The following is a 10690-nucleotide window of genomic DNA, read 5'->3' as shown; positions in this document are numbered from 1 at the left end:
AATGATGGCTGCATCGTGGCTCGTACGAACGAGGCTAAAGCCCTGGGCTTGAAGATGGGTGATCCGTACTTCAAGGTGCGCGGCTTCCTCGAACAGAACGGCGTCGCAGTTTTCAGTAGCAATTACACCCTGTATGGCGAATTGAGTCACCGCGTTGGCCTGGCCATCGCCTCACTGGTGCCGCAATGGGAGCGGTACTCAATCGATGAGTTGTTCTGCAGTCTTGATGGCCTACCCGAGCCGATCGGTGATGTAGGCCGGGCCATTCAAGCCCGTGTCCTGCAATGGACTGCGCTGCCAGTGGGTGTCGGCATTGGGCATACCAAAACCTTGGCCAAAGCCGCTCAGCACGCCTCAAAGGTGTGGCGAGAGAAGACTGGAGGCGTGGTGGATCTGCGCAAACCAGAGGCGGTCGAATGGCTGCTCCGGCGTATGCCTGTCGATGAGGTTTGGGGTGTCGGCAGTCGCATGCGCGATAACCTGGCACGCGACGGGATCAGTACGGCCTGGGAGCTGTCGCAAGCAGACGCACGGGCAATGGGCCGTAAATACAGCGTCGTGCTCGAGCGTACGATACGTGAGCTGCAAGGCGAATCCTGTATGGACCTGGAGCAATCGGTTGCGCCCAAGCAATCGATTTGCTCCAGCAAAATGTTTGGACAGCGCGTACACACGCTGAAAGGCCTGCAGGAGGCGTTGGCTACGTACATTCACCGTGCTGCGGAGAAACTGCGCAAGCAGCGCTCTCTGTGCGGTGCTATGCGGATAGGCATTCAGACTTCGTTTCACGGCGATGGGCCGAAGTATGCGAACACAGCTACGTGCATACCGCCCTACCCCACCGATGATGTACGCCAGCTGACCAAATGCGCACTGCAGGCGGTCGAGCAGATCTACCGGCCAGGCTTCGCGTACAGCAAGGCCGAAGTCTTGCTGATGGATTTGCGCAAGCGAGGGGAGTTCTCGCTGGACCTTTTCAGCCCGGGCCAGCCTGAGCGCTCCGACGCGCTTATGGCCACCATGGATAAAATTAACCGTCGCTGGGGCCATGACTGCTTGCGCACCGCTGCCGTTCCGCTGACGCCGGACTGGGGGATGCGCCGGGCACTCCTAAGCCCCAGTTACATGACCAGCTGGGAGCAACTGTGGCAGGTCAAATGCAGTTGAAGTGCAAAGCATCCTCCGAGAGGGCGGAGGGGTAAAGCGAAGCCCGCGCAATGGCGGGCTCGATGGAGGATTCTCGCTGCGACATCACGACCAGAATGGCCGGATCTCCCAACCTGCAACCAGGCCAAGCTCGGCCGTGGTTAGACCTGCTTTCCCTAAGCCAGCCGTAGGCAGGGTCGACATCAACTGCTTGAACCGTACCTTCCAGTCGGAGGTGGGGTCGATTTTTACGAGCAAAGCCTGGACGACGACTGCTCGGGCAAAAATGCGCCCTCGATCATTGTGACTGGGAAACTCACCAGCAATAGCCTTGGCATATTTCGGGGCATCTGCGGTGATCGACGCGTTCCACAGCCTGCCATGGTGGGCGCAGACATTTCGCAGGATGGTCAGGCTTTTCAGCCAAGTCACCAACACAGACTCGTCGTAGCCGAATTTGGCCGCTACAGTTTTGCGATGATCCAGGTGCAGATCACTGAACAGGCGCGAAAGCTGGCCGATGGTCATCGCCTCGAGAACCGTCCATACAGGCGGCAGGGCCGGCGTGTTGTAGTTATCGTAGTAATGCTTGATGGCCGCATTTTTTTCCGGAAGGCCCAGCACCTGTTTCATGACGTCGCGATGAGCTTTGCAATCCTTGAAGTGGATGGCGTCCATGTAGAAATGACTACCGCAGGTTTTGTCTTGGGCCAAGGTGTTGATGATCGCTGCACGGAACGCGACCTCGATGCGATCAATCGCATCCAAGAACACAAGGCGTAGCCTGCGATCAAAGTCATAAAGCTGTAGGATGTCGTCGAACTGGACGGTGGCAAAGAACCGCTTTTGAGGGTCCTGCAGCGGCCGCATGTAGATCAGCAGGCGGTGATAGCCGATGAACTCAAGGGCGTGCAGGGCTTTGTCTCGCTGTCCGCGGGTACCTAATCCTTTGAGTCTTAGGTGGCGCAGCAGAGCGTTGGGTGGCTTCGCAGGCTTGAGGAAATAGAGGGGTGCTTGCGGCATGCCAAAGCATCCTGCGGGGCATGGGGCCAGAAATAACTAACCCCCTGGTGCGCAGTACGGGACAAGTCCCGCCCGAGGCGTGGGGGCTATTCTTGGGATCAATGCTAACACGGTCCTACTGGTTGATCAAATATGATCAATCTGCCAGGCAAAACGAGGCCAAATCAACGCGTTACCGCCATCCGGGATGGTCGTCGCTTTCATTGCAGGTTCCAGCTGAACCGGTAGGGATCCATGAACGGTTGTACATACAAAAAACTGTCAACAATGACAAAAAATCATTTTAGGTCAGGATGTTAGGAATCGTGATCGTGATCGCATTCAGAAATCCGTTAACTTCACATGATTTTAGGCAAGGGTTGTTTACATTTCCCTGGTGCAGCAGGTTGCTCCTTAGCCCCACCCTGGGGACTGGCTGTCCACCAGGTAAGCTCGTAGCGACTTGGAGATATAATTCAGCATTCCGGGTCAAATTCATTGACGTAGCTAACCTTAGCGTGCAAACGACCAAGCAGATTTACCAGCACATCCACCTCATCCGCCGAGAGGTCACTTAGCAACCTTCTCTCACGCTCAAGCGCGACGACTAGAACGCGATTGTGGAGTTCCTGGCCACTTTCCGTAAGACTCACGGTGTATCGCCGTGCATCTTCAGTGTCGACCTCAGAACAGACGTAACCTGCTTTTTCTAGCGACTGTAACGACCGGCTAACCGCGCTCTTATCCAGCCCGATAACTTGGCTGATGCGATTAGCTGTGATGTGATTTTCAACCGCAAGCATGGAAAGCATGCGCCACTCCACCACGCCAATCCCAAAATGCTTGCGATAACAGTGGGATGCACCCGTCGCCAGCTTATTGGCCAGGAAAGTCAGCAGGCCAGGGACGTAACGCGACAAATTGAGATGCGTCGATTCAGGCATAACTGCGCAATCCTTGAGAACGTTTTCATTCATGGCGATTAGTTGACACCGCAACCAAATGCGGTAAGGATAACCTCAATCTTGGCCTTCGGCAGCATGCCATGGCGAAAGAAACCTCACAAAAAAAATTACCAGGGGTAAGTCATGATTGACGTCACATTTGCCGCCCTTTCCGATTCCTATAGTCAGCCTACGCTTCGCATCATTTGAAGCTCTCGGCAGCCTAGATTCCCCTTCCTCTTGAAAAAGCCGCTTCGATGCGGACGGCCAAGCTGCGCCTTCATCTCGGCCTAGTCGGCGGAATATCAAGGGACAGGGAGCGTTTAAGCCGCGCAATTCTGCGCGCATGTAGAGGAGGTTGTATGTCCGGAAACAGAGGTGTTGTGTACTTGGGAGCAGGAAAGGTCGAGGTTCAAAAAATCGACTATCCCAAAATGCAGGACCCACGCGGCAAGAAGATCGAGCACGGCGTGATTCTCAAGGTGGTCTCCACCAACATCTGTGGCTCTGACCAGCACATGGTCAGGGGCCGCACCACTGCCCAGGTCGGCCTGGTCCTGGGCCACGAAATTACCGGTGAGATCGTCGAGAAAGGGAGCGACGTCGAGCGCATGCAGATCGGCGACCTGGTGTCGGTACCGTTCAACGTCGCCTGCGGCCGCTGCCGCTCCTGCAAAGAGATGCATACAGGTGTGTGCCTTACCGTCAACCCGGCTCGCGCTGGTGGTGCCTACGGCTACGTCGACATGGGCGACTGGACCGGTGGCCAGGCCGAGTACGTGCTGGTGCCATACGCCGACTTCAACCTGCTGAAACTGCCCGAACGCGACAAGGCCATGGAAAAGATCCGTGACCTGACCTGCCTGTCCGACATTCTGCCTACCGGCTACCACGGCGCTGTGACTGCTGGCGTAGGCCCAGGCAGCACCGTCTACGTCGCGGGCGCCGGCCCGGTCGGCCTTGCTGCCGCTGCCTCGGCCCGCCTGCTGGGGGCTGCCTGCGTGATCGTCGGCGACCTTAACCCGGCCCGCTTGGCCCATGCCAAAGCCCAGGGCTTCGAGGTGGTCGACCTGTCCAAGGACACCCCGCTGCACGAGCAGATCGTCGATATTCTTGGGGAGCCGGAAGTGGACTGCGCGGTCGACGCCGTTGGCTTTGAGGCTCGTGGACATGGCCACGAAGGTGCCAAGCACGAAGCGCCGGCTACTGTGCTGAACTCGCTGATGCAGGTGACTCGCGTTGCCGGCAACATCGGTATCCCAGGGTTGTACGTGACTGAAGACCCAGGCGCGGTCGATGCTGCCGCCAAGATCGGTGCACTGAGCATCCGCTTCGGTTTGGGCTGGGCGAAGTCGCACAGCTTCCACACTGGCCAGACTCCAACCATGAAGTACAACCGCCAGTTGATGCAGGCCATCATGTGGGATCGCATCAACATCGCCGACGTGGTCGGTGTTCAGGTAATTAGCCTGGACCAGGCGCCTGAAGGCTACGGCGAGTTCGATGCAGGAGTACCCAAGAAGTTTGTAATCGATCCGCACAAGACGTTTAGCGCCTGAACATCTACCGAGACGGGGCAATCGCCCTGTCTCACCTCTTGCGTTGCTACCAATAAAGAAAACAAGAAGGTAAATCGCCATGCTCTTAGTACAAAACCGGGAAAATCCCGCGCCTTCGGCTGCCCAAAGATCAGCCTTCCTCGTGACTCAGCCTAACGGGGGAATCTCTCATGGATAATTCCATCGGGAAGTTGATGGATGAGAAACCCATGGTCAGTTTTCAGTGGGGCGTGATCTCGCTCTGCTTTCTCATCAACATGTTGGACGGGTTCGACGTTCTGGTAATGGCGTTCACTGCAGCGTCCGTTTCGGCAGATTGGGGGCTAACGGGGACCCAGCTGGGTTACCTCTTGAGCGCCGGCCTGGTCGGTATGGCGGTCGGTTCCCTTTTCATTGCGCCGTGGGCAGACCGGTATGGTCGACGCCCGCTGATCCTCGTTTGTGTGGCGATTGCCGGTTTCGGAATGTTGCTGTCTTCGTGGGCAACTTCACCTGAAATGCTGGGTGCACTTCGGTTGGTTACTGGCCTGGGAATTGGGGGGATCCTCGCCAGCAGCTATGTGATCGCAGGCGAGTACGCGAACAAGAAATGGCGCAGCATGGCTATCAGCTTGCAGACCACTGCTTACGCTTTGGGGGCAACCGTCGGTGGCATATTCGCGGCGCAAATCATCCCAGAGACAGGATGGCGATCAGTATTCTTCTACGGCGGAATTGCAACTCTCGTGACCCTGCCCGTGCTTGCTTTGTGGCTGCCGGAGTCGTTGGCATTTCTGATTTCGAGGCAGCCTAGAAAGGCGCTTGATCATATCAACACCTTGCTTGATCGAATTCATATTTCCCCGCTTCACGAACTCCCAGCTTTCCAGCGGTCCCACAATCCATCGATGAAACGCTCTTTCATTGAGCTCTTCTCCCCAAGCCTACTGCGCTCCACCTTGCTAGTGTGGGCAGCCTTCTTCTTAGTGATGTTCGGGTTTTACTTTGTGATGAGCTGGACCCCCCGCTTGCTGGTAGCTGCTGGATTGTCCAATCAACAAGGAATAACAGGTGGCGTTCTGCTGAACGTCGGCGGGATCATTGGAACCTCGCTGGTCGGCCTGCTCGCTGCCCGCATTCGGTTGTCACGGGTGTTGATGGGCTATCTGATAATCAACGCGCTACTGATGGCTGTGTTCGTAAGGTCAACGGCAAACCTACATGTTGCCTTTGCTGTAGTGGTTGCGATTGGCGTGTTCGTCAACGGCTGCGTCGCGGGTCTCTACTCACTGACTCCCTCTATCTACGATCCCTCTCAGAGAGTGACAGGGTTGGGGTGGGGGATAGGGATCGGACGTAGTGGCGCAATCCTGTCTCCACTGGTGGCCGGGCGGTTAATAGATGCACAGTGGCAACCCTCCGAACTGTACATGTTCTTCGCCTTGTCATTCGTCCTGGCTGCCATCGTCATTGGATTAATGAAAACCCAGCGGCGCTCCCAAGCTGCTCTTTCAAGTACCTAATCAACGCCAACAAAAACTACAAAAAAGGGCTCGAACATGTCCGACCAAATCAAATGCCCATGGCTCTTTAGCTTGGGCATCGCGGGAGCTATTGCCTCGAATCCGGCAATGGCCGATTTAACTGACGGAGCAAGTGTGACAGTGACTGCTCGGAATTTTTACCTTGACCGTGATTACAAGGGTGAATCTCCTCAATCAGCTGCTCGCGAGTGGGCCCAAGGCTTCATCCTTCGAGCAAACTCAGGTTTCACGGAGGGTCCAGTCGGATTTGGCCTGGATCTGACTGGCATGATCGGCGTAAAGCTTGACTCATCGCCGGACAGAACAGGCACGCAGTTGCTCGCCTACGACCCACAAGATCGCGAAGCGCGAGACGAATATTCAGAGATGGGCGTGGCTTTGAAGGCGAAAGTCTCGGAGACAAAACTGGCTGTGGGCACGCATTTTCCGAGCCTTCCGGTCATCACCGCGAGCCCAGCTCGACTTCTCCCACAGTCGTTCTTGGGGGCATACCTTACTTCCCAGGACATCAGTCAACTGAGTCTGCACGCTGGCCGTATGACTCGAATCAACCTGCGCGACTCGACAGACAATCAACCCATCGCAATTGCATCACCCAACGGTCGATTCCGCCCAGGAGCTAGCTCTGAGCGATTCGATTTCATCGGTGGGGACTACAAATGGTCGGATGCTCTGACCCTGCGCTACTACCATGCTCGACTTGAGGACATTTACGAGCAGGATTTTGCCGGCGCAATTCATTACCTGCCGCTAGGTCCAGGCAAGCTGAAAAGCGATTTCCGGGTATTCGATAGCCGTGACAATGGCAGGGCTGAAGCGGGCAATGTCGATAACCTCAACGCAGGCCTCATGCTTACCTACCAAGTGGGAGGGCACTCGCTAGGCATGGGCTATATGTACCAAACCGGGGACACCGCCATGGCGTACATAGCGGGTGGCGAACCTGCTGTTCTCAGCGATGGTGCGATGAGCTCAGATTTCGTCAACCCGAAAGAGCGCACGGCGGTTGCTCGCTATGACTTCAACTTTGTGGCGTTGGGCATTCCTGGACTGACTGCCATGGCGCGCTACATGCGCGGTACGAATATAGATCTCCCAAAGCTCGGGGGCAGCAATCTCACGGAATCCAGCAAGGACCTTGAGCTTGCATACGTTGTGCAGTCGGGCCCAGCAGCGGGCTTGGCGATTCGATTACGGCATGCTTTCTACCGAAACGATCACGAACCAACCGCCACGTTCCGCAGTGACAACGAGACCCGAATCAACCTCGACTACACCCTGAAGGTCTGGTGAACGGAACCAACAGCAAAGCTTCATGAGCCTAACATACTGATTTTGATGGAAAATTATGTTCTTACGATGAGGCCGCTCAGAGGTTACAGCTATATGACTGCCTCAGCTGAGAAGAAAATGATCACTGGAATTGGTTGACACCGCAACCAATTCAAGTGATTCTAAGCTCAGCCGAAGTGCAAAGTGATGGTCGCCTCGATGCAGACCACCTCCATACAAAAATAACCGAGTAAGGTGCCACCATGACCCGCCTTAATTATGCCTGCCTGTCCCCTCCTAGCATGATCTCTCCAAACTCTCGACGCGACTGAGTTCCTATCCACTCATAGTTGCATGCGCGTAAAAAATTTGTAGGCCACTTTTTGAGTGGAGGGAGAAGTCATGTTGAAAGTTCAGGTTTTCCGAAAGAAAGTTGAAGCGACCGATATTCTCAGCTTTGAATTACGGGCGGTCGGCACTGAAGAGCTTCCTGCGTTTAGCGCAGGTGCTCATATCGATGTCCATATGCCAAATGGCATTGTTCGCCAATACTCACTGTGCAACTCCCCAGCTGAGCGTCACCGCTACGTCATCGGTGTTTTGAAAGATCCAGCTTCACGCGGCGGGTCGATTTCGATGCATAGCGAAATCGATGTAGGTGGGCTTATTTCAATTAGTGAACCGCGAAATCTTTTCCCGCTTGATGATGGCGGCGACAAGCATTTGCTATTTGCTGGTGGTATTGGCATCACGCCGATCCTGGCAATGGCACATGCGCTGCATGAGCGGGGAGCTAATTTCGAGCTTCACTACTGCTACAGGACCTCCGATCGGGCGGCGTTCGTCGATTATCTCAAAGCCTCTGACTTCAAGGATCGTGTCTATCTGCACGACGACAGTGGTGCCGAGGAACAGCGGATCAGCGCCCATGATTTGCTTGGGCTTCCGCAACCCGGCTCGCACCTCTATGTGTGCGGTCCCGGTGGTTTTATGAATTACATCTTGGAAACCGCTGCGGAACACCGCTGGCCGGAGTCTCAGGTTCACAGGGAGTTCTTCGCCGCCGCCCCAGTGAGCCACGAGGGCGACCAACCATTCGAAGTTGAACTTGCGAAATCAGGGCAAGTGATCCAAATCCCTGCTGACCGCACCGTGTTCGAGGTGCTTGACGACTGTGGCATCGAAATCCCCAGTTCTTGTGAACAAGGTGTCTGTGGCTCTTGTATCACACGAGTTCTGAAGGGTACCCCCGATCATCGTGATCAGTTCATGACCGCAGCTGAGCATGCCGCTAACGACCAATTTACACCTTGCTGCTCCCGCTCGAAATCGCCACGCCTGGTTCTCGATTTGTGAGTTCCGATAATAAAAACCTGATCGATGGAGGATGCCATGAGCACTTCTGCTGCTGAACAACTCGCCTATGAGGTTGCGCCAACGCCTAAAGCCACAGCCTTTCCACTAAACCAGTGGTATGTCGCTGCGCTGAGCTGGGAGCTCAAGGACAAACCTGTAGGGCGTACATTGCTCAACAAGCCTGTTGTCCTGTTCCGCATGGGCGATGGCCAAGTCGCTGCCTTGGAAGACCGCTGCTGTCATCGAGCGCTGCCTCTGTCTAACGGGACGTTGGAAGAAGCCGGGGTTCGCTGTGGGTATCACGGTTTGCTGTTCAACCAAGCCGGCAAATGCGTTGAGATCCCTGGCCAGGACAAGATCCCAAGTAAGGCAAAAGTACCCGCTTACCATGTGCGTGAGCGTGATCAGATCGTGTGGATCTGGTTTGGAGCTGACGCAGCATCCGAGCCTGATTGCGAGCCACCAGCATACGAGGTCCACAGTAGCGGAAAGTATGTTTTTGATGGTTCCGTCTACCACTACGACGCGCCGTATCAGCTCATTCACGACAACCTGATGGACCTGAGCCATCTGGGTTATGTGCACTTGAAAACTATTGGCGGGAATGCGCGGATTCACATGAACGCCGAGATGAAGGTTGAAAGTGAAGGTGACATGGTCCGGGTTGTACGCTACATGCCTGACTCAGTCCCACCGCCCACTTACACTGCCGCTTTCCCTTTCAAGGGCAATGTCGATCGTTGGCAGGAAATTGAATTTCATGTATCGCATCTCCGAATCTGGACCGGCGCGGTCGATGTCGGAACTGACTCGATGGATGATCCGGAGCGTGGCGGGTTCCATATGCGTGGCTTCCACGGAGTAACGCCAGAGACGGATACCACAAGCCATTATTTCTGGACGATGGCAACTAACCCAGTGAGTGATCCTGAGCTCATCAAGGCCAAAGTGATTGAACAAACAGTCCTGACCTTCGATGAAGACAAAGAAGTCATTGAAGCGCAGTACCAGAACATGCGTCGCTTCGGTGAAAAACCCATGATCGATATTCATGTTGATGTTGGAGCGAACCGCGCTCGACGAATCATCGACCAGCTCAAGCTCCAATAGCTTTATTGATGTATTCCCCGGTCATGCCCTAAGCATTGCCGTGGAGCCGACGTCCTTGCGTGCTAAATAAAAATAAGAGGTACACATGAGTAATCTGTCCCGTTACAGCCTGTCGTTTAAGAGAACGGCCGCGACACTCTGCGCTTCGGTGTTAACTGCCTACGGTTCAATGGCACACGCTGCAGATGAATCTAACTGGTGGCTGCGAATCGGCCCTGGCTACATTCAGTTCGACGAGGACGTCACATTGAAGGCATTCGGCAACACCATTCCAGGTGCCGGTGCCGACATGAAGAATAACGCTGCACTCATCGGTGAGTTGGGCTACCGCTTCGCGCCGAACTGGTCTGTCGCGTTGACGTTGGGCAACCCTCCGAAGACTAAGCTGACTGGTAAGGGCACAGCTGACGGACTAGGGACGTTGGGTAAAGCGAAATACGGGCCCGCCGGTATTTCGTTGCAGTACCAGTTCAACGAGAAAGGCGCCTTCCGCCCGTATCTGGGCGCTGGCCTGAGCTACCTGAAAATATTCAGCTCTGAGGACGGTGCTGTCCAGGATCTGGAAATCGACGATACCTGGGGTCCGTACTTCCAAGCCGGTGCCGAATACTGGTTTGGCGAGGGCTACGGCGTCTTCCTGGACGTGAAGAAGCTGTATTTGGAGACCGATGCGAAGGGCAACCTCGGTGGCGCGCCCGCAAAGGCTGAAGTCACTCTCGACCCGCTGGTCTTCCAGACGGGCTTGGTCTTCAAATTCTAAGTCACCTGCTATAGACGC

The 10690-nt window shown here is 55.3% G+C and carries 9 protein-coding genes; 7 read left to right on the top strand and 2 right to left on the bottom strand.

Annotated elements, in window-relative coordinates:
* A partial coding sequence (locus tag APH36_RS27970) for a Y-family DNA polymerase (RefSeq protein WP_060501521.1) occupies positions 1-1167 on the top strand: 1167 nt, incomplete at its 5' end.
* Between the two features lie 84 nt (positions 1168-1251).
* Here APH36_RS27970 and APH36_RS27965 read toward each other — a convergent pair.
* Positions 1252-2169, bottom strand: coding sequence for an Abi family protein (locus APH36_RS27965; RefSeq protein WP_054903651.1), 918 nt, complete (start codon positions 2167-2169; stop codon positions 1252-1254).
* A gap of 455 nt (positions 2170-2624) precedes the next feature.
* Positions 2625-3092: a MarR family winged helix-turn-helix transcriptional regulator gene (locus tag APH36_RS27960; RefSeq protein WP_019486335.1), complete on the bottom strand. Its 468-nt coding sequence runs from the start codon at positions 3090-3092 to the stop codon at positions 2625-2627.
* A gap of 362 nt (positions 3093-3454) precedes the next feature.
* On the opposite strand from APH36_RS27960, the gene fdhA reads away from it, so the two are divergent.
* From fdhA to APH36_RS27930, 6 genes are all read left to right on the top strand, one after another.
* Positions 3455-4651: a formaldehyde dehydrogenase, glutathione-independent gene (gene fdhA, locus APH36_RS27955; RefSeq protein WP_019486334.1), complete on the top strand. Its 1197-nt coding sequence runs from the start codon at positions 3455-3457 to the stop codon at positions 4649-4651.
* A gap of 170 nt (positions 4652-4821) precedes the next feature.
* A complete protein-coding gene (locus APH36_RS27950; RefSeq protein ID WP_003137460.1) occupies positions 4822-6153 on the top strand; it encodes an MFS transporter in 1332 nt (443 codons plus the stop codon).
* A 36-nt stretch (positions 6154-6189) separates the two neighbouring features.
* Positions 6190-7467 (top strand): OprD family porin, encoded by a 1278-nt coding sequence (locus APH36_RS27945; protein ID WP_023094435.1) that lies wholly within the window; start codon positions 6190-6192, stop codon positions 7465-7467.
* 381 nt (positions 7468-7848) lie between these two features.
* Positions 7849-8802, top strand: coding sequence for a PDR/VanB family oxidoreductase (locus tag APH36_RS27940; RefSeq protein WP_003137458.1), 954 nt, complete (start codon positions 7849-7851; stop codon positions 8800-8802).
* 36 nt (positions 8803-8838) lie between these two features.
* Positions 8839-9912 carry an aromatic ring-hydroxylating dioxygenase subunit alpha gene (locus APH36_RS27935; protein WP_019486332.1) on the top strand — a complete coding sequence of 358 codons (1074 nt, stop codon included), beginning with the start codon at positions 8839-8841 and terminating at the stop codon, positions 9910-9912.
* An 85-nt stretch (positions 9913-9997) separates the two neighbouring features.
* Positions 9998-10672 (top strand): OmpW family protein, encoded by a 675-nt coding sequence (locus APH36_RS27930; protein WP_019486331.1) that lies wholly within the window; start codon positions 9998-10000, stop codon positions 10670-10672.
* Positions 10673-10690 lie beyond the last annotated feature (18 nt).

Origin of the sequence: Pseudomonas sp. NBRC 111133 (assembly GCF_001320605.1) — a bacterium.
Taxonomy (GTDB): Bacteria; Pseudomonadota; Gammaproteobacteria; order Pseudomonadales; family Pseudomonadaceae; genus Aquipseudomonas; species Aquipseudomonas monteilii.
The sequence above is the reverse complement of the archived record's forward strand: the minus strand, read 5'-3'. Positions and strand labels throughout refer to the sequence as shown.